General features: G+C 41.9%; 23 protein-coding genes. 6 read left to right on the top strand and 17 right to left on the bottom strand.

Features of this window, described 5'->3' with window-relative positions; genetic code table 11:
* Positions 1 to 3: 3 nt before the first annotated feature.
* From ABXS78_RS03960 to ABXS78_RS03940, 5 genes are all read right to left on the bottom strand, one after another.
* Positions 4 to 1,380 carry a PTS ascorbate transporter subunit IIC gene (locus tag ABXS78_RS03960; protein ID WP_366249022.1) on the bottom strand — a complete coding sequence of 459 codons (1,377 nt, stop codon included), beginning with the start codon at positions 1,378 to 1,380 and terminating at the stop codon, positions 4 to 6.
* Positions 1,381 to 1,401: 21 nt separating this feature from the next.
* On the bottom strand, positions 1,402 to 1,686 hold the full coding sequence (locus ABXS78_RS03955) for a PTS sugar transporter subunit IIB (RefSeq protein ID WP_095223480.1): 285 nt from the start codon (positions 1,684 to 1,686) through the stop codon (positions 1,402 to 1,404).
* An 18-nt stretch (positions 1,687 to 1,704) separates the two neighbouring features.
* Positions 1,705 to 3,765, bottom strand: coding sequence for a BglG family transcription antiterminator (locus tag ABXS78_RS03950; protein WP_366249021.1), 2,061 nt, complete (start codon positions 3,763 to 3,765; stop codon positions 1,705 to 1,707).
* Positions 3,766 to 3,936: 171 nt separating this feature from the next.
* Positions 3,937 to 5,376, bottom strand: a complete 1,440-nt coding sequence (gene bglA, locus ABXS78_RS03945; protein ID WP_366249020.1) for a 6-phospho-beta-glucosidase BglA — start codon at positions 5,374 to 5,376, stop codon at positions 3,937 to 3,939.
* 12 nt (positions 5,377 to 5,388) lie between these two features.
* The gene (locus ABXS78_RS03940) at positions 5,389 to 7,290 is read right to left on the bottom strand and encodes a beta-glucoside-specific PTS transporter subunit IIABC (RefSeq protein WP_366249019.1); all 1,902 of its coding nucleotides are present in this window, start codon (positions 7,288 to 7,290) and stop codon (positions 5,389 to 5,391) included.
* Between the two features lie 167 nt (positions 7,291 to 7,457).
* Between ABXS78_RS03940 and ABXS78_RS03935 the strand changes: the two genes are divergently transcribed.
* Positions 7,458 to 8,165 (top strand): GntR family transcriptional regulator, encoded by a 708-nt coding sequence (locus tag ABXS78_RS03935; protein ID WP_366249018.1) that lies wholly within the window; start codon positions 7,458 to 7,460, stop codon positions 8,163 to 8,165.
* Positions 8,166 to 8,340: 175 nt separating this feature from the next.
* Here the strand turns inward: ABXS78_RS03935 and ABXS78_RS03930 are convergent, their stop codons facing one another.
* Complete coding sequence (locus tag ABXS78_RS03930; RefSeq protein ID WP_366249017.1) at positions 8,341 to 8,541, bottom strand: hypothetical protein; 201 nt, start codon at positions 8,539 to 8,541, stop codon at positions 8,341 to 8,343.
* Positions 8,542 to 8,595: 54 nt separating this feature from the next.
* Entirely contained in the window at positions 8,596 to 9,984 is a 1,389-nt protein-coding gene (gene fumC, locus ABXS78_RS03925; RefSeq protein WP_366249016.1) for a class II fumarate hydratase, read from the bottom strand.
* A 134-nt stretch (positions 9,985 to 10,118) separates the two neighbouring features.
* Here fumC and ABXS78_RS03920 point away from each other — a divergent pair, with 134 nt between their 5' ends.
* On the top strand, positions 10,119 to 11,006 hold the full coding sequence (locus ABXS78_RS03920) for a LysR family transcriptional regulator (RefSeq protein WP_366249015.1): 888 nt from the start codon (positions 10,119 to 10,121) through the stop codon (positions 11,004 to 11,006).
* A gap of 207 nt (positions 11,007 to 11,213) precedes the next feature.
* On the opposite strand, the gene ABXS78_RS03915 is transcribed toward ABXS78_RS03920, so the two are convergent.
* The 3 genes from ABXS78_RS03915 to ABXS78_RS03905 form a co-directional block, all read right to left on the bottom strand.
* On the bottom strand, positions 11,214 to 11,714 hold the full coding sequence (locus tag ABXS78_RS03915) for a GNAT family N-acetyltransferase (protein ID WP_366249014.1): 501 nt from the start codon (positions 11,712 to 11,714) through the stop codon (positions 11,214 to 11,216).
* Positions 11,715 to 11,987: 273 nt separating this feature from the next.
* Positions 11,988 to 13,226, bottom strand: coding sequence for a serine/threonine transporter SstT (gene sstT / locus ABXS78_RS03910; protein WP_366249013.1), 1,239 nt, complete (start codon positions 13,224 to 13,226; stop codon positions 11,988 to 11,990).
* Positions 13,227 to 13,393: 167 nt separating this feature from the next.
* Complete coding sequence (locus ABXS78_RS03905) at positions 13,394 to 14,431, bottom strand: SDR family oxidoreductase (protein ID WP_366249012.1); 1,038 nt, start codon at positions 14,429 to 14,431, stop codon at positions 13,394 to 13,396.
* A 246-nt stretch (positions 14,432 to 14,677) separates the two neighbouring features.
* On the opposite strand from ABXS78_RS03905, the gene ABXS78_RS03900 reads away from it, so the two are divergent.
* Positions 14,678 to 14,980: an aminotransferase yhxA gene (locus ABXS78_RS03900; protein ID WP_366249011.1), complete on the top strand. Its 303-nt coding sequence runs from the start codon at positions 14,678 to 14,680 to the stop codon at positions 14,978 to 14,980.
* Positions 14,981 to 15,003: 23 nt separating this feature from the next.
* On the top strand, positions 15,004 to 15,399 hold the full coding sequence (locus ABXS78_RS03895; RefSeq protein WP_095223469.1) for a DUF350 domain-containing protein: 396 nt from the start codon (positions 15,004 to 15,006) through the stop codon (positions 15,397 to 15,399).
* A 30-nt stretch (positions 15,400 to 15,429) separates the two neighbouring features.
* On the opposite strand, the gene ABXS78_RS03890 is transcribed toward ABXS78_RS03895, so the two are convergent.
* Positions 15,430 to 15,888 carry an RNA helicase gene (locus ABXS78_RS03890; protein ID WP_095223468.1) on the bottom strand — a complete coding sequence of 153 codons (459 nt, stop codon included), beginning with the start codon at positions 15,886 to 15,888 and terminating at the stop codon, positions 15,430 to 15,432.
* A gap of 75 nt (positions 15,889 to 15,963) precedes the next feature.
* Between ABXS78_RS03890 and ABXS78_RS03885 the strand changes: the two genes are divergently transcribed.
* Positions 15,964 to 17,205: a glutathionylspermidine synthase family protein gene (locus ABXS78_RS03885; protein ID WP_366249009.1), complete on the top strand. Its 1,242-nt coding sequence runs from the start codon at positions 15,964 to 15,966 to the stop codon at positions 17,203 to 17,205.
* Between the two features lie 301 nt (positions 17,206 to 17,506).
* On the opposite strand, the gene rlmD is transcribed toward ABXS78_RS03885, so the two are convergent.
* Together rlmD and ABXS78_RS03875 are read right to left on the bottom strand one after the other, a co-directional pair.
* Positions 17,507 to 18,910 carry a 23S rRNA (uracil(1939)-C(5))-methyltransferase RlmD gene (gene rlmD, locus ABXS78_RS03880; protein ID WP_366249008.1) on the bottom strand — a complete coding sequence of 468 codons (1,404 nt, stop codon included), beginning with the start codon at positions 18,908 to 18,910 and terminating at the stop codon, positions 17,507 to 17,509.
* A 200-nt stretch (positions 18,911 to 19,110) separates the two neighbouring features.
* Positions 19,111 to 20,637: an AbgT family transporter gene (locus ABXS78_RS03875; protein ID WP_366249007.1), complete on the bottom strand. Its 1,527-nt coding sequence runs from the start codon at positions 20,635 to 20,637 to the stop codon at positions 19,111 to 19,113.
* Positions 20,638 to 21,244: 607 nt separating this feature from the next.
* Between ABXS78_RS03875 and ABXS78_RS03870 the strand changes: the two genes are divergently transcribed.
* Positions 21,245 to 22,579, top strand: a complete 1,335-nt coding sequence (locus ABXS78_RS03870) for an MATE family efflux transporter (protein WP_366249006.1) — start codon at positions 21,245 to 21,247, stop codon at positions 22,577 to 22,579.
* Between the two features lie 76 nt (positions 22,580 to 22,655).
* On the opposite strand, the gene ABXS78_RS03865 is transcribed toward ABXS78_RS03870, so the two are convergent.
* The 4 genes from ABXS78_RS03865 to ABXS78_RS03850 form a co-directional block, all read right to left on the bottom strand.
* Complete coding sequence (locus ABXS78_RS03865) at positions 22,656 to 22,886, bottom strand: hypothetical protein (protein WP_366249005.1); 231 nt, start codon at positions 22,884 to 22,886, stop codon at positions 22,656 to 22,658.
* Positions 22,887 to 23,212: 326 nt separating this feature from the next.
* Positions 23,213 to 23,680 carry a GNAT family N-acetyltransferase gene (locus ABXS78_RS03860; protein ID WP_366249869.1) on the bottom strand — a complete coding sequence of 156 codons (468 nt, stop codon included), beginning with the start codon at positions 23,678 to 23,680 and terminating at the stop codon, positions 23,213 to 23,215.
* A 304-nt stretch (positions 23,681 to 23,984) separates the two neighbouring features.
* On the bottom strand, positions 23,985 to 24,968 hold the full coding sequence (locus ABXS78_RS03855; RefSeq protein ID WP_366249004.1) for a tRNA-dihydrouridine synthase: 984 nt from the start codon (positions 24,966 to 24,968) through the stop codon (positions 23,985 to 23,987).
* 255 nt (positions 24,969 to 25,223) lie between these two features.
* Positions 25,224 to 25,901, bottom strand: coding sequence for an N-acetylmannosamine-6-phosphate 2-epimerase (locus tag ABXS78_RS03850; RefSeq protein WP_366249003.1), 678 nt, complete (start codon positions 25,899 to 25,901; stop codon positions 25,224 to 25,226).
* Between the last annotated feature and the right edge of the window lie 261 nt (positions 25,902 to 26,162).

Here is a 26,162-nt window from a genome sequence, read left to right as displayed (position 1 = left end):
CTATTACGCACCAATCTGATTGGAGTCATTTGTCTTTTTATTGCGTTTGAACAATCCGAAGACAACGGCCAGCACGACGAGACCAACAACCGTTACAGTGACACCAGCTGCCCCGAACATTTTCGCCACCTGTCCAAGTACGATGCCAGATGCCGCAAAGTCTGCGTCTGAGAAAGTCGTACTAGCGAACCCTAAATCTCCTAGTACCGGCATCAAAAATACCGGAAGGAAAGTAATCAACAGACCATTCGCAAATGCTCCGATGGTTGCGCCTCTCACTCCGCCAGTTGCATTTCCAAAAACACCAGCTGTAGCTCCTGTAAAGAAGTGCGGTACAACGCCCGGCAAAATAATAACCGCTCCTGCAAGACCAAGTGCCACCATGCCAACAATTCCTCCCAGGAAGCTGCAGAAGAATCCAATAAGAACTGCATTCGGTGCATAAGGGAAAACAACTGGGCAATCCAGTGCTGGTTTAGAATTCGGAACAAGCTTTGTAGATATACCTTTGAAAGCTGGAACAATTTCAGCTAGCACAAGACGCACCCCTGTAAGGATGACAAATACACCTGCTGCAAACGTGACACCTTGGATAATAGAGAAGACGATATAGTGAGTGCCTCCGCTTAATTCTCCTTCCACATATGCCGGACCAGCAAAAAGTGCAATGATGACATAAAGTACAACCATCGTAAGTGAGATCGTAACCGAACTATCCCGCAGGAAGCCCAGCCCTTTAGGAAACTTGATGTCTTCTGTAGATCTGGATCCCTTCCCTACTACCTTTCCTACCACACCGGAAAGTGCGTAGCCTAGGCTGGAGAAATGACCGAAGCCTACATTGTCGTTACCTGTAATTTTCCGCATGAAAGGCTGACAGATTGCCGGAAAGGCAGCCATGATCAATCCAAGCGCCAAAGAACCGACAATGATAAGCGGAACTCCTTTCAGTCCTGATACAGCAAGGATGACAGCCAGCATACAGGCCATATACAGCGTGTGATGACCTGTAAGAAAGATGAATTTCAATCTAGTGAAACGCGCGATCAGGATATTAGCTAACATACCAAAGAACATTATAAATGCAGTTGTGCTTCCATATTCCGTCAGCGCCATCGCTACAATAGCTTCATTATTCGGTACTACACCATTTACATTGAATGCGTGCTGGAACATTTGTCCGAATGGATCGAGTGAGCCAACAATGATATTCGCACCTGCAGAAATGACCAAGAAACCAAGAAAAGTTTTTGTCGTACCTTTGATAATCTCGCTCAGCGGCTTTTTCAAGATGATTAATCCAACCAAGGAAATCAATGCGACCAATACAGCTGGTGTGCTCAGGATGTCAATGACAAGTTTCAGAAATCTTTCGACCATTAGATTTTCCCCCTTTGTTCTTTAGGAAATAATGCCCTTCTGTTGAAGAACCTCTTGAAGCTTTGCTTTGATTCCGTCCATATCGATGATGCTGTCAATTACGATCACTTCACCTAAATGATGCATCCCATCTGCAATATCCTTGGCAGCTATAAACAAATCTGCATCATCAGGCGTCGCGGAGCTCAAATCAGAATGGCTAACCTCTATCCCAGTAATACCTAACTCTGCTAGAACCTGCTGAACATTCATCTCCAACATAAAGCTGCTTCCTAGTCCCGATCCGCAAACTGCTAATATTTTCATAATTATTCCTCCAATTTTTTAAGCTATAGTTGAATAACTTTTGAACAATGCAAGTATCTCTTCCTTACTATCAGATTCAATCAATGTCGTGACATTTTCTTTATCACTGAGCAGTTTTGTCAGCTGCGACAGTGCTCTTAAATGTGTCTTGTTATCAATCGCCGCAATACAAAATAGCAATCTAACTCCTTTTGTGCGATCTGCTGAAAAATAGACAGGCTCCTTCAACCTTAGAAAGCTCATCCCTACTGCATGTACACCGGATTCTGGTCTGGCATGCGGAATAGCAACATCCGGCCCTATCACCACATAAGGACCTAGTTTTTCTATGTTTTCTATCATTGCCTCTACATAGGATGGCGAGATAGATTTATTTTGAAGTAAAGGCTTGGCAACGCAGGTAATTGCATCTTGCCAGTTTGGTAAACTTTCAGCGAGTTGAATCGTATCTTCATATAACAAGTCTTGTAACACTGGCTGATTCTCCTTTCTGCGTTCTGTTTTACGATGGAATTGAAGTGTTCGCAGCATGTTCTCTAATTGTTTTTCGTCATGGATGGTGGCATATCGACTGATTTCCTGAAGCAGCTCTCTGACTGACACACCACTGTATTGGATACCGAATAAAGTCTCATACACTCCATTGACTAAAGAGCTTTTTTCGGTGGGCGACATGATCGGTTTAACATGAAAGCACGGAATACTCGCTTGCAGATCAATTGTTGAGAAGATGACATCAAAATCCATTTCAGTTTTCTGTTCGAATTGGCGGAGCGAGCATGTATCTTCAACTACGATTTCCGAAAATAATGATTCGAGCATGTATTTCACCATCAAGGAAGAACTTATTCCGCTCGGACAGACGACTAGCGCTCTTTTCTTCCTTGGCATTTGCTGTGTCGGCTTTTCTAATAGCGCGCCGAAGTGAATCGTAATAAATCCTAACTCTTCTTCTGGTATAACAATATTCAGCAGGTCTCCCACCGGTTGTAACAGCTCTTGTACAATCAGATACAATTCTTCGTGCTCATTCTTTATCTGTTGTAAAAGTGGGTTGTGTATCGGTATTCGGTATTTCATTCGATAGTAGGCTGGTCTCATATGCTGATAAAGGGTGCGTACGACATTCGCCCTTCGTTCAAACACGACAGCTGCCTTGTTCTCGAAATCCAAAACCAGCTGCTCGCACAATTTATACAGCAAATCTCGCGTGTTGCTTTCCTGCTGAATTTGACCCAATGAAAGAGCAAGCAAGTGGATGCTGAAATAACAGACTTCATGTTCATCAAGCGGCAGTTGAAGCTTTTCGAAAACAGAAAGTGCTACATCCCACATTGGATCTTGTTTCATATTCAGAATTTCGTCTTCATGAAAGCGAACTGTTTTCCCTTCACGAAGTCGGCAGGCTAACAGCACTAGAAAGTAAGTGAAATGATCCAGTCTTTCCTCCACGAACTGAAGTCCAATATCCTTTTCCATTGTCTGTAATAAAGCTTGCACATCTCCTGCCGTCACATTTTTTAAATGTGCTGTCAGATGTTCCATTATCGTTGGAAATGCGGGATTTTGCAGAATCTTCGCCAGGTGGTTTTGTACCACAATTCTTTTATCCGCTTCCGAGCCCCTAAGGTGATAGCCATTTTGTCTGGTATACCGAATCTCTACTAAGGAAGGATTAATCAGCTTATTGGCACGTTTGATATCTGCAACTACCGTATTTTTACTAACTTGGAGCAAATGCGTTAAATGATAGGATGATACAGGCTCCGTTCTTATAAATAGATATAGGTAAAGAAAAAGCAGACGATCTTCTTCTGTTAATAAAAGCTGCTGTCCATTTTGTATCAGCTGCTTCTTCTGATAACACTGCACCACCTCCTGTGGAACACGAATGAGCTGTGTACCCTTATATAAGATTTGCGGCAACTGCTCTGCTGTAAGCCAGTCATTCAGCTTTTCCAAATCATAAGTCAGCTGCCTTTTAGATAAATGAGTGAGATCCATGAGCTGCTGCAATGTAATATGCTGTGAACGGATAAGCTGCTCAAGCAGGATGGATGGCCGCTTGTCTAGCATCATTGGATTCACCTCCTGGTTCCATTCTATATTAAAGCGCTTACATTTTGACTGGTGATTGAGTACAAAAGTTGTATGTCCCTCTTTACAAGATTGGGATAATCACTTTATTTGTACCTAAAATGAGATCAAAAAACCTTGGAAGGAGCACTCTCCATCCAAGGTCAACTAGTTTTACAGCTCTTCTCCATTCGAACTAATCACATTCTTATACCACTCAAAAGAATCCTTTTTAGACCGCTTCATGCTGCCATTTCCTTCATTATCACGATCAACATGGATCATGCCGTAGCGTTTTTTCATTTCACCAGTTGTGAAGGAAACGATATCGATAATGCCCCATGGCGTGTAGCCTAACAAATCGACGCCATCGTAATTAACAGCTTTCATGAGCTCTTCGATATGAGAGCGCAGATAATCAATTCGCTGCGGATCGTGGATGGATCCGTCTTCTTCTACGGTATCCACCGCTCCGAAGCCGTTCTCGACGATGAACAATGGAATTTGATAACGGTCGTAGAAGCGGTTCAATGTGTAGCGCAAGCCGGTTGGGTCAATGGACCAGCCCCAGTCACTTGCTTTGATATATGGGTTCTCTACACTTTGTGCCAACCCGCCATTTGTCATATTCCTGTCTTGCTCGACTTCTTTATCACTTTTAACAGTCGTACTCATGTAATAACTGAAACCGAGGTAATCAACCGTCCCGTTACGAAGGATCTCTTCGTCACCATCTTCGAATACGATGTTGTAGCCTTCTCGTTCGAATTCCTTCAGTACATAGCTTGGGTAATAGCCACGAACATGTACATCCGGGAAGAAGTAACGTTCACGCATCAGCTCTTCTGCGAGCATCACATCGTTTGGATTGGAGGAATATGGATAAATCGGCACGTGTGATACCATGGCGCCAATTTGGAATTCAGGGTTGATTTCCTTCCCTTTACTAACCGCTAGTGCACTGGCAATTAGCTCATGGTGACCAGCCTGGTACATCACTTCACGTGCATTTTCGCCCTCTTTTACCGTGACACCAGAGTTCGTCCAAAGGAATAAAGGATTATCGGTATCCATTTTATTATTGATTTCGTTGAAGGTCATCCAGTATTTAACTTTGTCTTTATAACGGTTGAAGCACACTTCTGCGAATCGGACAAAGTGATCAACAACCTCTCTGCTGCGGAATCCACCGTACTCACGTGCCAAATGTAATGGCATTTCGAAATGGGACAGCGTGATGACCGGTTCAATCCCATGCTTTAGCAGTTCATCGAAAAGATCATCGTAAAACTTCAAACCAGCTTCGTTCGGCTCTTCTTCATCACCTTTCGGGAAGATACGTGTCCAGCCGATGGATGTACGTAAGCACTTAAGACCCATCTCTGCAAATAATGCAACGTCCTCTTTGTATCGATTATAGAAATCGATTGCCTCATGATTTGGATAGAATTTATCCGGTTCCACCGTTTCCGTTAGTTCCCGCGGCACACCATGCGCACCAGCAGTCAATACATCAATAACGCTCGGGCCTTTGCCATCCTGGTTCCAGCCACCCTCGAATTGGTGGGCGGCAAGAGCGCCGCCCCATAAGAAGTCCTTCGGTAATGTAGTCATGTTAATCTCCCCCTATTTCACGACCGTCAGCAAGTCATCGCCTTGTGTCGCTGTTTCTGTTTCATCAATGATGATTTCTTTATAATTGGCAGGATTGGTCACAATGACTGGCGTAATTGTTTTTACCCCTGCTGCTTTTATAGCTTTGATATCAAATTCACTCAGTACATCGCCTTTTTTTACTTTGTCTCCCTCTTTCACATGCAGCGTGAATGGCTCCCCATTCAGTTTCACTGTATCAAGACCTACATGAATCAACATTTCCATGCCAAACTTGGAACGTAATCCAATTGCATGCTTGCTTGGCGCTACCATGACAATGGATCCTTCAAATGGCGCATAGACCTTATTATCATTTGGCTCAATTGCCAATCCTTTACCCATGGCTCCTGAAGCGAACACTTCATCCGGCACTTCTTCCAAAGCAAACAATTTGCCGCTTAGCGGAGCACGAACCACTTCTTCATTGTTTTCTGCTGCAGAAACTTCTGCTTTAGCTTCTCCTTTATCTGCTGCCACACTGCTATCAGCTTGTTCTGCAGCATCTTCTCCGAAACCAAAAATCTGGATTAGAATGATTGGCAGCACGATTGCAATTGCAACCCCAATCAGAATGCCCCAAAAACTCATAGGGAAATCTGGACTAATACCGTTCACAATCGTTAATGGACCAGGCAATCCTGCATATGCGAAGTAATATGGATTGAAGAAACTTGCCACGATGGCACCAACTGCACCAGATATACAACCAATGATGAATGGCTTCTTGAAGCGCAGTGTTACACCATAGATTGCTGGTTCCGTAATTCCGAAGATACCCGTAATCCCCGCAGAAGTACCAATTCTTTTCACTTCTTTACTTTTCGCTTTTAATATAACACCAATAACGGCTCCGACTTGTGCAATAACGGCGATTGTTTGATAAGCCTGGAACGAATCACGACCGTATAAATCATAGTTCGCCAAAGCAAGCGGTGTAATACCCCAGTGTACACCGAAGATTACGATTACCTGCCAGAATGCGCCGATGATTGCTCCTGCAAGCCATGGTGCATATTCAGCCAAGAAATTGTATCCGTTCGCAATTCCATTTGCACCTAATGTCGTAATTGGTCCGATTACGACTAATGTCAGCGGGACCATAACTAAAATACTTATTAGTGGCACAATAATTGGACGAACCACCTCATGGATCCGTTTGTTCAAGAAGCGTTCCAAGTAAGAAAGAATCCATACTAGGAATAGTGGCGGCAGAACAGATGACGTATACGTAGTCTCTGTAAGCGGCAGGCCAAGGAAGTTCATGCTGTTTCCTTCTCCAATGCTCGCTGCCATCGTTGCCCAGTCAGGACTTACAAGTGCCGCTGTAGCCGCAACAGCAATATACATGTTCGACTTGAAATGTCTAGACGCTGTTATAGCAATAAAAATCGGCAAGAAAGTAAAAGGCGCCCATGAAATGAAACTTATAACCTGATACGTACTTGTATCTTCAAAGCTCGGGAATGGCAAGTTGATTAGAATAAGTGCACCTTGCAGAATACCTGCAGCCGCCAATATATAGATGAATGGTGCAAATACAGCAGACATTGTTGCAATGACACGATTCAAGATTGAACCTTTAGGCGTATCTTCATCCGAATCAGATATGTCTAAATTCACGAGTTTAGCAAACTCATCGTATACATCACCGACATGCTGACCAATAACTACTTGGAATTGCCCGTTATTTTCCACTACTGTAATAACACCTGGTAAACTATTAACCTCTTGTTTAGCAGAAAGCTTAGATCGTTTCAGCACTAAACGCAAGCGAGTCGCACAGCGGGTAGCGTTTACAATATTCTCTTCACCACCGACAGCCTCCAATATATCTCCAGCAAGTTTTGGATAATCCCTTACTTTTTCAGCCACTTGGAACACCTCTTTTTCTTTAGTATACGCTTACATTATAATTATACCGGTATAATTTATCAAGTACAAACTAATAAAATTTAATAGATACTATTAAAAAAGTAGGGTTTTCGTAAAGTGCACAGTATGCTAAAATCGCTCTATCTAAACAAATAAGGAATGTAGCTATGCTTAAATATCAGCAAATCGCCAATGAAATACAACAGGATATCGAGAAGAATGATCTACCTCAGGGCACCAAGCTCCCTGTACTAGAAACCTTGATGTCCCAATATAAAACCAGTAAAAGCACCGTCATCAAAGCACTCAGCCTGCTTGAACGAAAAGGATTCATCTATCAAGTGCGCGGCAGCGGCATTTTCGTTCGGCGCCGCAATCGTAAAGGCTACATCAGCTTCTCTAATCAAGGCTTCAGTGACGAGCTGAGCGGATTCGACATTACAGCAAAAGTGCTGGAGCTCGATATCCGGAAACCATCATCAGAAGTAGCCTTCAACCTAAAAATAGACCCGGAAGACGATGTCTATTACGTCAAACGGATACGTTATATCAACGGACAAACACTTTGTCTCGAAGAATCCTACTACAATAAAGCAATTGTCACCTATCTGAATAACGAAATTGCAACCGGGTCTATCTTTGACTACATCAGCAATGGCTTAGGTGCTAAAATCGGTTTTTCCGATATGTACGTACATATCCAGAAGCTGAATGAAGATGAAGCACAGCATCTTGGACTTCTTGCCGGTGATCCAAAACTTTTCGTGGAGACAATTTTTTATTTGAACAATGGTCTTCCTTTTGACTTCTCCCGAATTTCGTATAATTACGAGCAGTCTCAGTTCTTCTTCCAGTCGACGGGGTATTCTTTGTAAGATGAGAAAAGAATTGATGAGGGTATTTGATGATTGGGAGACAGAGTTAGAAAAGAATGAATGGTATTTTAGTGATTGTTATGAGGAGTTAACAAAGGGACTCTCTTCCTCAGATGCGTTTGTAGCTATTCCGGGTATCATCGATGTTCTCCTTACAATAAAAGAAATCTATCTATTAAACGAAACGCTCGACTTCCTTAGCATTGTGTACAACATAGCAGATACGACAGAAATACACCCTATACTTCTTGAGCAGTGGGAGAATATAACGCAGCATATACAATGATTTGATGACAGCTACAGCAATAGCGTTTGGAAGGAACTTCAGTACATGCTTCGGATAACTGAGCTGAATTAATTCAATATCTTTATTCATAGAAAAGCAACCAAGTGCGGCTAGGCGACCTGGTTGCTTTTTATATGTCATATATTAGATATTCGGTTTAACCATTTCCTCAGGCTTCACCATCTCATCAAACTGCTCTTCTGTGAGCAGTTCAAGCTGAACAGCAGCCTCTTTCAGTGTTAGTCCTTCTTTATGTGCAAGCTTAGCTATTTTCGCTGCGTTTTCGTAACCGATATGTGGATTTAATGCAGTTACTAGCATCAAGGAGTTCGTTAGATTATCCTGAATTGTTTGTTCATCCGGCTCAATGCCTACTGCACAGTTATCATGGAAGGATACCATGCTGTCGCTTAATAGCTGAACAGACTGCAGGAAGTTATAAATAATCACTGGTTTAAATACATTCAGTTCGAAATTACCCTGACTTGCTGCAAATCCGATTGTTGCGTCATTTCCCATAACTTGGGCTGCTACCATCGTCAATGCTTCACATTGAGTTGGGTTGACTTTCCCAGGCATGATAGAGCTGCCTGGCTCATTTGCAGGAATGATAATTTCGCCGATGCCACAGCGAGGACCGCTCGCCAGCCAGCGTACATCATTGGCGATTTTCATCAAATCGGCAGCTAGTGCCTTCAATGCTCCATGGGCATATGTCATCTCATCATGGCTTGTTAGCGCATGGAATTTGTTCGGTGAACTAATGAATTTTTGTTCTGTAAGGTTAGTGATTTCTTCCGCTACAGTGTCACCAAACTGTGGATGAGCATTGATGCCTGTTCCAACTGCTGTACCCCCGATTGCCAAGGCACGCAATTTTTCAGTAGCTTCTGTAATCATTTCTTTTGATCGATCCAGCATATGCACCCAGCCACTGATCTCCTGGCCAAGCGTTAACGGTGTAGCATCCTGCAGATGTGTACGGCCGATTTTCACGATACTTTGGAATGTTTCCGCCTTTTTATTCAGCGTGTTGCGCAGCTGTTCCACTGCCGGGAGCAGCTGTTCATAAACAGCCAGCACGCCTGCAACGTGCATTGCTGTCGGGAATGTATCATTCGAGCTCTGACTGCGGTTCACATCATCATTCGGATGTACCACTGCATCCGAACCTTTTTCCTTCAGCAAAGCAGTAGCAAGGTTTGCAACCACTTCATTCATGTTCATATTAGATTGCGTGCCGCTTCCAGTCTGCCACACCACAAGCGGGAAATTGTCATCGTACTTACCTGTAAGAATGTCATCACAGACCGTTACAATAGCGTCCGCTTTTTCTTTGTCCAGATTTCCTAGGCGCTGATTTGCAATCGCCGTACTGCGCTTTAATATAGCGAAAGCTTTCACTACACGCTCTGGCATTCTTTCTGATCCTATTTTAAAATTCTCTTTACTTCGCTGTGTTTGTGCACCCCAGAATTTATCCGCTGGTACCTTTACTTCCCCAAAAGTATCTTTTTCGATTCTATAATCCATGGTAATCCTCCTCAGATTTCCTATATCTTTGTACCACTTTAAAAATCGTAACACTCTAACTGTATAATGTATAATGCATAATAAATATGTTTTTAATTACTCTATGTAATACATAATAAATGGAGGCTTACAGCATGGAATGGGAACAACTCGAATACTTCCAAACACTAGCACGTGAACAGCATGTTACAAGAGCCGCGCAGATTCTATCCATCACACAGCCTGCTCTCTCCCGCTCGATTTCTCGACTGGAAGGTCAAATTGGCACCCCGCTATTTGACCGTCAAGGCAGAACAATTAAATTGAATAAGTACGGAGAACTACTATTAAGACGAGTCGATCTCATCTTAAAGGAATTCCAGGAAGGAAAAGATGAAATCCAGTCTTTGCTTGACCCGGATAAAGGAGAAATTTCACTTGGATTTCTGCACACACTCGGAACAACAATCGTCCCTAATATAATTGCAGCATTCAAAAAGGAATATCCGCACGTACGTTTTCATTTGAAGCAAAACCATTCGAATTGGCTGCTGGAGAACTTGCAATCCGGCAACCTGGATCTCTGCCTGCTCGCATCATTCCCTATGGAATCCAAAATGGCATGGACTACGTTATGGCAGGAGGAACTATTCTTGTTCTTCCCAAAAAATCATCCATTGGCCAATCGAGAATCCATCACTTTAGAAGAAATTGCAGACGAGCCCTTTATTCTAATGGAAGAAGGCTACGCATTACGCGTAACAATTGATTCTATCTTCGAACAGGTTGGTCTTGTTCCTAAAATTATGTTTGAAGGCGAAGAGGTAACGACGATTGCCGGTTTCGTCGGAGCAGGGATGGGCATTTCCATCCTTCCTGATGTTAAAAGTTTGGATCGAACGAAAATCGCTAAGGTTCGTATAAACTCCCCAAAGTGTGAACGAACAATCGGTATCGCTAGTATGGAAGGGAAGTTTTTATCTCCTATTGCGGAGAAGTTTAAGCAATATATTGTGGAGCATTTTCATCGAGAAAATTTATGAAAAACCTGTTTTCGTTAATATTATTAGGAACGTATATTACCAATAATTCTTTACTATTGGGGTGATGCAGACGATCCTATTATGAAAATATATAGAAACTTGAAGCTGCTATAATAACTTTAAGGGGGATATTCTGGGTATTACCGACATACAAGAACAGCTTCGTTTTGTGAAAACGAAACTGTTCTTAGGATTGCTTTTATCTGCTTATTCCATAAGTTTTGCCATATAATACTCATTAAAAGCCCTACCGTCTATAACTAGTGAGTTTCTTTTCGTTCCTTCTATATCGAATCCACTTCTCTTGTATAGTGCCACTCCAGCATTGTTTTCGGTAACTGCAGTTAGCTCTAATCGTGTTATATTATGCTTTGGAGCCCACTTAGTCACGTTATCAAATAATTTTGCTCCTATCCCTTTTCCTCTATATTCTAGTAGTACACCTATAACAAGATAAGCAGAATGTTGTGTTCTTTTTACGCTTCCGCCCATAGCAATTAAATATCCAACTAACTTGCCTTCTTCTTCAGCCACAAATATTGTTGAATTACTTTGTTGTTTAATCCGTTCTAGTTGCTTTTGTTGTTGTTTGGGAGTGGTTTTTCTTTCTCCAGCTTCCATAAGCATAAACTCGGAGGTTTTCTCAACCTCCTTTATTAGACTTATCAAGTTCTCTGCGTCTTCAACCCTTATCTCTCTAATTAACAAAACAATCTCCTCCACTTCCAAAAACCTGTACTTTAATTGTACCTAAAATCCCCTATGTCTTTTTATTACTTTAAACTGCACTATTTTGAACAGGAAATAAAAATCCCTCAAGCAATTGTTTCTTCTGAGTTCTTTACTATTCTGATATAAACCATGTGTTTTTTTTCTCCATTATTCTAGTATTTTTTACATATTTTAACTAATTATAACAAAGAAGTATTTATCAACTTTTCTCTAAATAAAAAACTGCATCTTTGATAAGATGCAGTTTTTTTAAGCTGTTTGATTAATCTTTAATTTCTTCTTTTCTTTACGTTCCTTCCTATATTCAGCTGCAGCTGTAAAGACGACATCTGTGGAGGAATTAAGCGCTGTCTCAGCAGAATCCTGTACAACACCGATGATAAATCCTACACCTACCACTTGCATTGCTACATCAGCAGGGATCCCGAACAGACTGCATGTTAGCGGAAGCAATAGCAATGATCCGCCAGCAACGCCGGAAGCACCACAGGCACTGATAGCTGCAAGAACACTAAGGATAATAGCAGTCAAGATGTCGACTTGGATATTAAGCGTATGAACTGCAGCTAGAGTCAAAACAGAAATTGTGACTGCTGCACCCGCCATATTGATTGTTGCGCCTAGCGGTATGGAGACAGAATACGTATCTTTATCAAGGCCTAGTTTTTCGCTAAGCTTCATATTCACCGGGATATTAGCAGCTGAACTTCTTGTGAAGAAAGCTGTGATTCCACTTTCCTTCAAGCATGTAAGGACTAGCGGGTAAGGATTTTGCCTGCTAAGCAGGTAAACAATAAGCGGATTTACCACAAGGGCTACAAAGAACATACAGCCAAGCAGGATAGCCAATAGCTTACCGTAGCTCAACAACGATCCCAGACCATTTTCTGAAATGGATTGGAAAATCAGCCCCATGATACCTAAAGGCGCAAGCTTGATCACCCATGTCACCACTTTTGAAACAGCATCTGACAGGTTAGATATAACAGACTTAGTCGCTTCCGATGCATTACGCAATGCCAATCCAAACAAAATTGCCCATGCCAGGATTCCGATATAGTTTGCATTTACGATTGCATTGACGGGATTATCGACAATATTTAGCAACAATGTCTGCAATACTTCCGCAATACCGCCTGGTGCTGCAACTTCTTCCGGGCTGTCAGCAAGAGACAAACTAACAGGGAAAATGAAGCTGGCTACTACAGCAATAACAGCAGCAGCAAATGTACCAACAAGGTAAAGCACAATGATCGACTTCATATTTGTCTGCTTGCCTTTTTTATGCTGTGCAATGGCTGCAGTTACTAAGAACAGTACAAGTACTGGCGCAATTGCCTTTAAAGCTCCAACGAACAACGTACCCAATATTGTGACAGGCTGTGCAGCATCCGGAATCGTAAGAGCCAGTATGATACCAATAATAAGACCAATAATAATTTGCTGCACTAAGCTTAACCGATTCCACAGTTTCAAAGCATTTCTCATGAAAATCCCCTCACTATCTTATGCTGTACTAAGGGAGAATTTTTGTTTAAGTCCACCCTAAAAGGACAACTGTCTTTATAATAAGAACAATTATAGTGTTATTTTCATGGGATTACAAGATTAATTGACAAATTATCATTTATTTACAATTTCGGCTAGTTTATCTCTTAATTATTTCGTTTCACTTTAAGCACTGCCCAGACACTTATCCCAGCCACAATAACTCGAGTCAATACCGGGTGCTTCACCTCTTTAACGATCATGCTTCGTTTTCGCTTCCATCCGAGATTTGTGCCACGTTCGTGCATTCCGTAACCAGCATGATACAGATTACTTTCCTCAGGAGATTTCGCCTTCCTTGTCTTATCATACTGCGTACGAGGAGAAATACGTTCCCATAATTTATCTGTCAGCCTAGGAAAATTCGCTCCTAAAAATTGCAGCATCTTTGCCTGGGAGCCTACATAGATATCCCTTTTCGGATGCGACGCTGCATATAGGATTGCTTCTGCTACCGCTTCTGGAGGATACATCATGCCTTTATGGACTGGCTGATGTGCGAGATAACTTCTGGCATGCTCGGTGTACGGTGTATCAATTCTACCCGGATGAATAAGTGTAATGGAAGCTGGTGCCCCTTCTCTTTCCATCTCCATTCGCAGGCTGTCAGTCCACCCGTGGATGGCGAATTTCGAAGACGCATAAACAGACTGAATCAATGTACCGTTATCACCGAAAACACTGCCGATATTGATTAATGCCCCTGGAACTCCCCGCTCCAGGTAATGCTGTACCGCTGTCCTCGATCCATACACAACACCCCAAAAATTGGTCGCAAAAAGTCGCTTCATATCCTGATAGCTAACATCCATCGCGTTGCCGTATATGGTCACACCCGCATTGTTAACCCATGTGTCGAATCGGCCAAAAGATTTTATAGCCATCTCAGCAATCTTGTTCACATCGTCTTCCACACCAACGTCTGCTCGTACATATACAGCCTCGTGACCAGCACGCAGCAATTCTTCCGTTAACTCATTTAGCGCTGCATCGTTTCTTGCAGCAAGGACTACTTTCGCGCCTTTAGCTGCTGCCATTCTGGCAGTTACCAGCCCGATACCGCTGGATGCCCCGGTTATAACAATGACTTGATCGTTTAATTTTTTAAGTTTTGTAGTACATTCTTCAACGTTTTCATGGCTCAATTCCGTTCAGTCCCCTTTTGCTTTCTCTGCTCGTTAGTATGAGACTGATCCGTCATTACATGCATCACTTGGAAAAACATTCTTTCAAAGTTACTGGAAGCTGAAACCAATACCTTCCTTTTCCGTATACTTGTATGTCGAGAGAACAGCTAGTTACTTTTAATTCATGGATGATGTGCACAAGACATACATTTCTAAAGGCTGCCGCTTTTCTCTACATAACATAATGAAAAGGATGAATCGCTTTTGAGTAAATCAACGAAATGGATCACTGGTATCTCTGCTGTCGCCCTCATTGCAGGAATGACAGGATGCTCCAATACGACAAAAGCCAGTTCTCCTCCTAAAGACACAGACTGTAAGGAGTGGGAACAGGAAGGCGATGCGTGGGAATGCGAGGACTCCAGCTCCTCCCACTACAATCATTACTTCTATAATGGAGCGTTTTATAACAGTAAGAGCAATCTGAACAGCGCCATCAAGAAGAGCACTTCGAGCACGAAGGCAAGCAAAGGCTTCGGCAGCGGATCCAAATCATTTGGAGGATAATATGTATAAAGGGGAATATTGAAATGGAATTATTTTTAAGCTTTTTATCTTATTTAGGGGCTGCAATTGTACTGTTAGCCATCGGTACGGCCCTTTTTGAAATCTCGACAAAAGCAAAGGAATTCAAGCTAATCACTCAAGGAAACCAAACAGCTGCTTTGGTTCTTGGCGGAAAAGTGGTTGGTCTTGCATTGGTTCTAGGCTCATCCATCGCACATTCCATCAGTATGATGGATATGGTCATCTGGGGTGCAGTAGGGATTGTCAGTCAAATTGTTCTCTATTATATTGCAGAGCTTGCTACTGTTCGTTTCAGCATCAACAAGGCAGTCGAGGATGACAATAAAGCAATCGGAATCCTGTTGTTCCTGCTATCACTCTCACTCGGCTGGATTATTGCACAATGTCTTACCTATTAAAAAATCCCCTCTATAGGGGATTTTCTTTTGTCATTTCACATATAGCACATAACAGGACCTATCTTCATCAATCTCAGTAGAAGTTACACTCATCTTCCCAAAGGACGGCACTTCCACAGCGTCCTTCGTCAAATAACGCAGCACGTCCCAATGCCTGTCTACTTTGATTGTATTCAAATACGTATTCGCTGCATTCCCTACACTGCCAGGGTAGAGCACTTTTCTGAATTCTATCGGAATGCCATGAGCCGGATCATAGGTTCTCTCATCTGGCTGTCTCTGGTTCTCACCAAGGTCCTTTAAGGTAAGTTCTTCTTCCTTGCCATTCATTTCATTGGCCAATAATTCATATTGTCTCCCTTGCAAAATATGATAGGTGCATAATTGCCTGGCCAGCATTTCATCTTTTTCTATGGAAGGAGCTGTATATTCCAAGAACGGCTCATAAGTACGTAATCCTCGATCAATATAGTACGTTAGTTTATTCATGTCCTGCCTCCTGCAAAATTCCAGTATCTAGTATACTTAGTATAAAACAACTCATTTCTGAAAGGTGATTCTGTCGTGAACCAGTTCAAACAAAAACGAGAAAACTTCTATCACTCCATACCTGATTTTTGGGCTGATATGTATGGGGAAGAATATAGTTTGTATGATATACGGCCCATCACCGAAAAAGATGCAGATTCTAAAAGACTTTTTGCATACCGATGCGGGAAGATTCTTTTCAAGACTGCCGAGCTACTAGCACAAGAAGATATCGATGATGAAAGCTTGCTTCGCCTCGGCTTTCCACAGGAAACAATACATTTTATCCGCTTGCAAACGATGAAAAACAAAACCATCATCGGACGATTTGATTCCGTAGAAGTTGATGGAGAGGAAAAGCTATTGGAATTCAATAGTGACACACCTACATTTATCAAGGAACTTTTCCATGTCAATGGGTTGGTATGTAATGAATTCGGATATAATGATCCGAATCAGGAAGAGGAGAAAAGACTTCAAGCTATATTAAGAGATGCGATCATCGGGGAAGCACGCAAACTGAATACGACTATACCGAATATTGTATTCACCTCTCATAGCGACAATATAGAAGACAGGAATACAGTGCTTTATTTAAAAGAACTGGCAGACCTCCCATCAAGATATACACCGTTAGACAAATTGACTATTCGCAAAAACGACGGCCTATATGATGATCTTGATAATAAGATCGATGTTCTCTACCGCCAAACCTTTCCTGTAGAAAGCCTTATCGAGGACGAAGATCCCGATAGCGGCGAAAGAATCGGTATTTTACTGCTGGAGCTTGTAGAGAAAAATAAACTGCGGATCATTAATCCCCCAAGTGCATTTCTGCTCCAAAACAAATCCGTCATGGCAATCGTCTGGGCACTGCATGAAGAAAATAATCCGTTCTTCACAGCTGAAGAACATGAATGGATTGATAAGTACTTTCTTCCGACCTATCTGGATCCAGCTCCATTCCTGGAGTCAGGTTCCAGCTTCGTAAAGAAGCCTGCGTTTGGGAGAGAAGGCGATACAGTCGAGATATACGGTAACAATGGAGAGAAAGTGGTGGAGGACAAGAACAAAAGCTACACAAGCTACCTTCCTATCTATCAAAAGTATGTAGATTTACCAAAAGTCACCGTTAACACTGTGAAAGGTGAAAAAGAACTGCATCTTATGACAGGTACTTTCCTGTTGAATGGCAAGCCAAGTGCCATTGGGTTTCGGGTAGGAAATCAGATTACGGATAACTTGTCTTATTTTTTGCCGTGTGGATTGCGCAATTGAAAATAGAAACACCGGAGTGATAATGTCTCTCCGGTATTTCTATTTATTAAGATACTTAGCCAAATCTTTCACTCACTTTCACCTTACCTCCAATAAAGAATAGTTGCTTTAGTCCTTAAAAGTATACAAGATACATCCATTCATCCCCAATTAATTTAGTGTGATTTTCTAAAAACCATACTTTGGTTGGGAATAGCAGCACTTCTCAAAATAGACAATATTTCAAACGAATTTTCACCATCAAAATAACAGCAAAAGGACAGATCACTCGCTCGAAGTAATCTGCCCTTTTTATTCTTGCTCAATCTAAAGTTAATACAGCAACACATTCCACGTGCACTGTATGCGGAAATAAATCTACCGGCTGAACTTCCTTCAAAATATATCCGAATTCATTCAGTTCCTTAATATCGACTGCGAATGTTTCTGGATTACAGGATACATAAACGATCCGCTTAGGTTTGGATCGGCCGATTTTTCTCATTACTTTCCCGCCGGCACCAGATCGCGGAGGATCCAGCAGCAGTAAGTCCGGCGTGCCAAATTTCTCTAAGACTTGATCCATTCCAAATCTGGCATTATCGGCTAAGAAATAGGTGTTGGAAATGCCGTTGTCTGCTGCATTGCGTTTTGCTGATTCGATGGAACTTTCTACAATTTCGATGCCGGCAAGTTTTTCTACTTTGCTGGCAAAAGGAAGTGAAAAGGTTCCTACCCCGCAAAACAGCTCCAGCATTGTTTCTGTTTTTTTCGGCTGTGCCATTTCAAGGGCAAGATCGATCAGCTTCTGCGCCTGTACCGGATTAACCTGGAAGAAGGTATCAAACCAAAGACGATAGCGATAGCCTCCGATTTCATCGTAGATAAAATCACGCCCGGCCAGTAGATGCATGTCCTCTGCTTGGATGCTATCGGCCCAGTCTGTATTCACCAGCCACAATAGACTTTTTACCTTCGGGTATTTTTGTTCAATCCGTTCCTTGAGCTGCTCAGCGGCCTGAGCCAATCCTGCGTCCGGTGTTTGTGTCGCAAATAGTGCAACCATGATTTCCTCTGTCACAAAGGACTGCCTTACCATCAAATGCCGAAGCAGGCCCTCGTGCGTATCTTTGTTATACCCACTTAATGCATGGTCCTTTACCCAGCTGGCAACTTCCATTGCAACTGCCTTCATATCTTCTTCCATGATCAAACATGTCTCGAGCGGGATGATTTTACGGAAATTCCCTTGTTCATGCAAGCCCATTGAACCATCCGGAGAAAAGGCAAAATCCATCTTATTACGATAATGCCAAGGGTTCTCCATTCCAATCGTGTCTTTTACAAGTTCCGGATCAAACCCCTGTTCTAATAGAGCATCCTTAACATGTGTTGTTTTATGTTTTAACTGCCCTTCATACTGCCAATGCTGCCAAGCGCATCCGCCACATAGATCGAAATGTGGACATGGTGCAGTAACGCGTTCTGGATGGGCCTCCAAAACTTCCTCCAAAGTCGCTTTGGATCTTTTCGCATGAGGCCAAGCGACTGTGGCCTGCACTTTTTCACCTGGTAATGTCTTCGGGACAGTCAGTTTCACTTTCCGCAGCTTGTCCTGTCCCTTATCCACCCATACAACTGCCTGGCCAGACCCTTTATTATCTAATTGGCCTATTTCTGTTTCCATGATTTCTGGATCGAGGATTACTCTCGTTGCTTTATTCATTATTTTTCCTCCCTTCTTGTGAGGAATCTATTTATCTATCAATTAAATGGTAGGTAATTTTTCTGAAATGATTCCTATACTTTTTTAACATGTTTTGCAGCAGGATGCCAGATAAAGTTTTTGCTCTAATTATATCTCAATACTTACAAATGGAAAAAGACCTGATTCCATTCAAGGAATCAGGTTCCATTATGCAAAGATCAAGGATATTCGACTGGAGTACCAGGACCTATCGGCAGCCCAGTCCACATCCAAATCAGCATCATTAATACCCATCCGATAGTAAAAACAATGGAGTAAGGAAGCATAGTAGAAATAAGCGTTCCAATTCCGACCTTTTTATCATATTTTTGGGCGAAGGCAATGACGATCGCAAAGTAAGGCATCAGCGGGGAGATAATATTTGCGGTTGAGTCGGCTATTCTGTATACGAGCTGTGTGAACTCAGGTGAATATCCTGACAGCATCATCATCGGGATGAACACAGGTGCCATTATAGCCCATTTAGCAGAGGCACTTCCGATAAACAAATCGATAAGAAAAGCGACTGCGACGAAGATCAGAATCAGCGGTATGCCCGTAAGACCAGTCGCATCAATGAATTCTGCACCTCGTACAGCGAGGACAGTACCAAGATTTGATTCATTGAAATAAGCAACGAATTGCGCTGCCGCGAAAGCAAGGACAATGTAGGAGCCCATCGTTGCCATGGTATCCGACAATTGATTGGCAACATCTTTATCGTTTTTGATTTCTTTTGTCATAAGACCGTACACAAGCCCTGGTATGAAGAACACAATTAAAATGACTGGAACAAGTGTATTGAGGAATGGCGCATCGATAATACTACTTTCACCCGCGCGCAATGGTCCCCACGAGGGAATTACCAGCAATGCAATGCCCACGATAGTAATAAGGAAGGCGATAAGCGCTCCCCATAAGCCCCTTTTCTCTAGAGGCTTTAAGTAGTTAACCTCTCCCTGGACAGCACCTTTGTACGTACCAAGCCGTGGTTCTACTATTTTGTCAGTCACCCACGTACCTAATATGGTAATCAGGAAAACGGAAGCGAACATAAAGTAATAATTCATGGCGTAATTCATGCCCTCGGCATATGCAGGATCAATAAGTGCTGCCGCGTCTCTCGTCATCCCTCCAAGAAGCGGATCGAGTGAAGTGAGTAACAGGTTTGCACTGTAGCCTCCGGATACTCCAGCGAAGGCAGCAGCGAGACCAGCCAGGGGGTGTCGTCCAAGACCAGCGAACAATACTGCTCCCAAGGGCGTCAGTACAACGTAGCCCGCATCCGCAGCCATACTGGACATCACTCCAGCAAATACTAAAGCCGCTGTCATCAGTGTCCGGGGAACAGACGTAACCAGACCGCGAAGCGAAGCACTGATCAATCCCGAGCGTTCCGCAATCCCGATTCCAAGCATCGTTACCAAAACTGTTCCAAGCGGGGCGAAATTAGTGAAGTTAATTACTGCACTCTCGAATAGATATAAAATCCCTTCAGAGTTCAGCAGGTTTTTGACAGCGATTGTTTCCCCTTCATTGACAGGGTCCTCTACACTTACTCCAATAGCAGAAAAAATAGCCGATAACACAATCACTGCTGCAGCAAACATGAAAAATAACGTAACCGGATGCGGAAGCTTGTTGCCGACTCGTTCAATACCATTTAAAGACCGCATGATAAAATTATTTTTTTGCGACTGCTCCATCCCCTATACCTCCTGTTTAAATAAGTTTAAAAATTCAAACAATTGTATAAAAATAACAACCTAAGTATAGACAAGAGTGTGGGTGATTGAAATAGGCAAAAAATCCAATTCTTGGGACAGTGTATTTACATGAGAAAGACCCAGCATAATGAAATAACATTTCACATATACCGGGTCGATATGAGGAATAATCACGTAGTTAATAAGGAACACCGATTAGTTATTTATATCCAATTCTACTATTAATTTCTTCCGCCGCGAGAATTTGATTTAGCTTTTCCTCTTCTTTGTTCGTCAGGGCGCTTGCCTTCACCATTCTTCTTTTCTCGAGGTGCATAGGAATCTTTGACCATGGGATCTCCCTCCTCTTCTCATAAAATTGTTCAGAGTTAGGATTTCCGTAATTAGGTGCGTTATACAGGCTCTTGGTTCAGATTTGTGCGGTTTTCTGTTCTATGTTATAACCTAATTTAGCGTTTATATTCTAATGGAACGAATACGATAAGAATACGAACAGATCAGGATAATGCTCACATGGTATCCATACATACGAAGATAGGAAGTGTCATTCACCTTGGTGCAACAGGATTTTACAGAAGGCCGGATTATGAAACAGCTCTTCACTTTTGCCGGACCTATTATGCTTACGAACTTATTACAGGTTTCGTATCAATTTATCGACAGTCTCTGGGTCGGGAATCTTCTAGGTGCAAATGCTCTAGGTGCAGTAACCGTCTCCTCCACGGTCTTGTTAACAGTGCTTGCATTCATTATAGGAATTAATAATACTACCTTGACTGTTTTGTCCCAGCAAAGAGGACGGGGAGATGCAAGAGGATTAAAAAACTATTTAAATGCCTTTGTCGTCGTACTTGGGTTATTATCCATATTTGTTGGCATTATCGGTTTGCTTTTCTCCCGTCAGATTGTCATCATGCTCGGTACACCTGCTGAGATGGTGGATGAAGCTAAGGACTATTTACAAATTAACTTTATAGGTATTCTATTTTTAATGGGCTACAACTTTATCGGCACAGTCCTAAGAGCTTTAGGGGATAGTAAAACACCGTTAAAGTTTGTTTTCATCGCCGTCACTTTGAACACCATACTCGTTCCGCTATTCATATCCGGCTTTGGCTGGGGAATACAAGGCGCAGCATATGCCACTGTCTTATCGCAGGCAGTCGCTTTCCTTTTAGGTTTGGGATACATACTTCGCAATGGACTCGCTCCGTTGTCTATCCCCTTCTTACCAAAGAAGGAACAAGTATTGCTTATTTTAAAGCTCGGAATACCATCCGGACTGCAGATGATGGTTATCTATGCTGGTGTGACTGCCATTATGAGTGTCGTCAATTCCTTCGGGGGATCGGTCGTCGCCGGCTTTGGAGCCTCTCAAAGAATTGACAGCCTGATTACCCTTCCTGCCATGGCTCTAGGGACAGCCGTCAACAGTATGGCTGGTCAGAATATCGGAATGGGCCGCTGGGATCGGGTTAAAGAAATAGCCAAGTACGGAGCATTGTATAATTTAGCCATTATGCTCGTGATTGCGATTCTCGTTTTCTTGCTAGCAGAACCTTTAACCAATTTGTTTATTGAGGAGAAATCAGCTGTTTCTTTCGGCACTGATTACTTAAAAATCATTGCCTTCTTCTATCCATTTATCGGGCTTAACTTTATCTTGAACGGCATTGTCCGAAGCTCGGGTGCGATGTATCAGGTACTGATTTTGAACATCCTATCCTTCTGGCTGCTCCGCTATCCGCTGACGTATATTTGCTCCTCTTACATTGGGGAAAACGGGATTGCTCTGGGAATGGGGATCAGTTTTATTCTTAGCAGTATCTTTTCTTTTAGTTATTATAAGTGGGGGAAATGGGAAAAAAAGCAATTGTTCGAGGATGAAAAAAGAATTAATAATGACGAAGAGAAGCGTTAGAGCTGCATATCAGGACTAACGCTTTTTTATAAGCACTTATTTAACTATTACTCTGAAAATGATCCGCCATAATCAGCTAATTTATCACACCATACAGTATGGAAATGTGATCAGCATCTTCACCACTGTTATAGCCCACACCTTGCTGAGAAGCAAATTCAAGCCATAGGCGAGATCCGTCAATTCGTACATAAGAACCTACATCACCATAGTTAGTTGAGCCGGACCATCCGATATACGCTTCTACAGGTGCATCGTCAGATAGATAATCGCCTAGTAATTCGTATAAATCCTTTTTGTCATCCAAATGTTTATAATGGTACCTCCGGTATATTTTGTTGTGATGTTTCCTATGCATTTTAATGTAACAACAAAAAGTGTAATTTAGATGGTGCAGATTATCAAAATACAGATAGCAAAACAGCCGGAATGCTATTTCACTTTCAAGTTAGATCTACACTCATCCACTCCTGTTCATTCAAAGGGTATAAATAACAACAAAAAGGATAAGACAAAAGAATGCATGTATGACCATTCCAAGGCTTTGGAGCTGCACATAAAAAAAGACTTGGATACTGGAATTTTTTTTCAGTATCCAAGTCTTACATCTATCCAGTATTTTTAATAAGAACATCAGTAAAGCTTAAGCTTTAGACCTTCATGCGTTGCTTTAAACCCTAACCGTTCATAAAACCGTAATGCATCTGGTCTTTTTTTGTCAGTAGTCAATTGTACTACATGACAACCTCGGTCTTTAGCGCGTTTAATTCCCCACTTTATCAGTTCAGAACCTATTCCCTCTTCCCTTACTGAAGATGCTGTCCTTACCCCTTCGATTGTAGCTCTCCATCCACCTTGGTGTGTTAAATAAGGAGTAAACGTAATTTGCTGGACGCCAATCACGTTGTCCTTGCCGTCATAAGCCACCACTAACTCGTTATTGGGATCAGATACAATAGCCTGAAATGCTTTTCTATAACTAGTAGGAAGTGGATGCTCATACCGTTCACGCTTACTTCCCAAAACGTCATCTGCAAGCATCGCAACAATATAATCTAAATCCTTTTCAGCAGCCATCCTGAACCTATCTTTGTATTCAATCAAAATCCCCCTGCTTCATTAACTTCTGTTCTAAGAGTAAAATGAGAACCATTTCTTTCCACAATTTAATTATACTTACTTGAGTTATTCAATACGTTAAAATCTTGAAATTGTTTATTCCAGCTCTCCTTCCCGCTCGTTAAGTGTGGGAATCACCAACTGAAGAGAAAGGGAAAATAAAGAAAAACAGCATAAAAAGACCTGGAAATCAGAAATGTTTATACCGATATCCAGGTCTTTTTTAGTTTATGTTTATAGGATAAATAGGATAATGGGTGTAATCGTTTCATTCCCTATTGAATTTCTACTGCTCTTGCACCTCTTCAAGATACTTTCTCTCAAACTCATCAAGCAATGCACGCACTTCATCAGTAGATTTTGTGTTCATGCATTGATTTCTTAATTCACTTGCTCCTCTGAATCCACGGAGATAAATCTTAAAGAAACGAGGAAGAGGCTTGTACGCACGGGCTTCTGTTTTAGAATATTCATCATGAAGATCCAGATGCAGTCTCAAAAGATCAAGCAATTCCTTACTGCTGTGCTCTTTCGGCTCCTTTTCGAAGGCAAACGGATTTGTAAAAATACCGCGCCCAATCATAATACCGTCAACTCCGTATTGTTCAGCGAGTTTCAGGCCAGTTTCACGGTCAGGGATATCGCCATTGATCGTCAGAAGTGTATCTGGCGCTATCTCGTCACGAAGTTTCTTGATTTCCGGAATCAGTTCCCAATGTGCATCTACTTTGCTCATTTCCGCTCTTGTACGCAGATGGATGGACAGATTAGCAATATCCTGTTCCAATACATGTGTAAGCCAATCGCGCCATTCTTCTATATCGGTGTAACCAAGTCTGGTTTTCACACTAACTGGCAATCCGCCAGCTTTTGCAGCTTGAATCAGTTCTGCTGCAACTTCCGGACGGCAAATAAGTCCGCTTCCCTTTCCATTTCCCGCAACATTAGGAACAGGACAGCCCATATTAATATCCAAACCTTTAAATCCCATCTCTGCCATACCAATGCTCATTTGACGGAAGTTCTCAGGCTTGTCTCCCCATATGTGGGCTACCATCGGCTGTTCATCCTCCGTGAAAGTCAAACGACCACGGACACTATCCTTTCCATCTGGATGACAGTAGCTTTCTGAGTTCGTGAACTCTGTAAAGAATACATCTGGTCTGCCAGCTTTGCTAACTACATGACGGAACACAACATCCGTCACATCTTCCATCGGTGCCAATACAAAAAATGGTCGTGGTAAATCACGCCAGAAATTATCTTTCATATATAAAATCCTCTCATTATAGTTACCAGATCAAATATTTATTTAAAGAGCAAAATGCCTTTGCTTCTTTTACACTTATAGCATTTACATATCAAACTACAGTAAAAAATACAACATTTTATTTTACTACTAACTAGTAAAAAGTGCAAAGAAAACTGAATAACAGGATAGATACACAAAAAAGACCCAGAAATCGGAGATACTTATTTTACCGAAATCCAGGTCCTTATATCAAATCTATGTACAGTTAAGCCATCAATTTAATGTCTCTACAAACCGTTCGGTAATTTGCTGCGGTCTAGTAATCGCACCACCGACCACAACAGAATACGCACCAAGTTGCAAACAGCGTTTTGCCATTTCAGGAGTTATGACATTGCCTTCAGCAATGACAGGAATACTAACACTCTCAATTACTTCTTTTAAAAACTCAAAATCGTTATCATAAAGCTTCTTATTCTTTGTTTCCTCCGTATAGCCATACAAGGTAGTCGACACACAATCAAAGCCAAGCTGATCAGCTTGTATGGCATCCTCTAAAGTAGCAATATCAGCCATTAATTGTATCGATGCATCCTTTTCTCGAACATACCGTACTAATTCCCCTAATTCAATGCCCTCAGGTCTGCTTCTTCTTGTAGCATCCATAGCGATCATTTCACATCCGCTTTCCAGTAGCTCATCAATCTCTTGAAATGTGGGTGTGATGTATACAGAGGAATCTTTGTAATCACGCTTAACAATACCAACGACTGGGAGATTCACTTCTTTCTTTATTTCTATAATATCTCCTTTAGAATTTGCCCGTATACCTTTCGCCCCCCCTTGCATTGCAGCTAATGCCATTTTGGACATGATGAATGAACTATGAAGGGGTTCTTCTGGTAAAGCCTGACAGGATACAATTAGATTATTTTTGACTGTGTTCAGCATTTTCACTTACCTCCAAAAAAATATTGAAAATCCCAAATCTAATTAAGATGCAATTATTAAACTTAGGTATTCAGGTCGTCTTTTATAGACTGTTCCTTCTATTCCTATCTCTAAAACAAGCAATGAAGGCACATATTAAAATGAATAATTCACCAAGAATTATAAATACCTCTACTGCCCATTCTCCATCCCATACCCAACTAGACTTATTAATTAAGAAGAACAGAACTGCCACTAACAAGAACAGATTACTCTTCCAAA

The sequence above is a fragment of the Terribacillus aidingensis genome (assembly GCF_040703035.1).
GTDB lineage: Bacteria > Bacillota > Bacilli > Bacillales > Amphibacillaceae > Terribacillus.
Note: the sequence above shows the minus strand (reverse complement) of the source record. Positions and strands in the feature narration are given on the sequence as shown.

What these genes read in the sequence shown, in the direction of transcription:
- rlmD (WP_366249008.1), bottom strand. Translation starts at nt 18,910, where the DNA reads ATGAATAAAGCAACGAGAGTAATCCTCGATCCAGAAATCATGGAAACA.
- ABXS78_RS03960 (WP_366249022.1), bottom strand. Translation starts at nt 1,380, where the DNA reads ATGGTCGAAAGATTTCTGAAACTTGTCATTGACATCCTGAGCACACCA.
- sstT (WP_366249013.1), bottom strand. Translation starts at nt 13,226, where the DNA reads ATGAGAAATGCTTTGAAACTGTGGAATCGGTTAAGCTTAGTGCAGCAA.
- ABXS78_RS03895 (WP_095223469.1), top strand. Translation starts at nt 15,004, where the DNA reads ATGGAATTATTTTTAAGCTTTTTATCTTATTTAGGGGCTGCAATTGTA.
- ABXS78_RS03870 (WP_366249006.1), top strand. Translation starts at nt 21,245, where the DNA reads ATGAAACAGCTCTTCACTTTTGCCGGACCTATTATGCTTACGAACTTA.
- ABXS78_RS03875 (WP_366249007.1), bottom strand. Translation starts at nt 20,637, where the DNA reads ATGGAGCAGTCGCAAAAAAATAATTTTATCATGCGGTCTTTAAATGGT.
- ABXS78_RS03850 (WP_366249003.1), bottom strand. Translation starts at nt 25,901, where the DNA reads ATGCTGAACACAGTCAAAAATAATCTAATTGTATCCTGTCAGGCTTTA.
- bglA (WP_366249020.1), bottom strand. Translation starts at nt 5,376, where the DNA reads ATGACTACATTACCGAAGGACTTCTTATGGGGCGGCGCTCTTGCCGCC.
- ABXS78_RS03855 (WP_366249004.1), bottom strand. Translation starts at nt 24,968, where the DNA reads ATGAAAGATAATTTCTGGCGTGATTTACCACGACCATTTTTTGTATTG.
- ABXS78_RS03930 (WP_366249017.1), bottom strand. Translation starts at nt 8,541, where the DNA reads ATGAATAAAGATATTGAATTAATTCAGCTCAGTTATCCGAAGCATGTA.
- ABXS78_RS03950 (WP_366249021.1), bottom strand. Translation starts at nt 3,765, where the DNA reads ATGATGCTAGACAAGCGGCCATCCATCCTGCTTGAGCAGCTTATCCGT.
- ABXS78_RS03935 (WP_366249018.1), top strand. Translation starts at nt 7,458, where the DNA reads ATGCTTAAATATCAGCAAATCGCCAATGAAATACAACAGGATATCGAG.
- ABXS78_RS03955 (WP_095223480.1), bottom strand. Translation starts at nt 1,686, where the DNA reads ATGAAAATATTAGCAGTTTGCGGATCGGGACTAGGAAGCAGCTTTATG.
- fumC (WP_366249016.1), bottom strand. Translation starts at nt 9,984, where the DNA reads ATGGATTATAGAATCGAAAAAGATACTTTTGGGGAAGTAAAGGTACCA.
- ABXS78_RS03920 (WP_366249015.1), top strand. Translation starts at nt 10,119, where the DNA reads ATGGAATGGGAACAACTCGAATACTTCCAAACACTAGCACGTGAACAG.
- ABXS78_RS03890 (WP_095223468.1), bottom strand. Translation starts at nt 15,888, where the DNA reads ATGAATAAACTAACGTACTATATTGATCGAGGATTACGTACTTATGAG.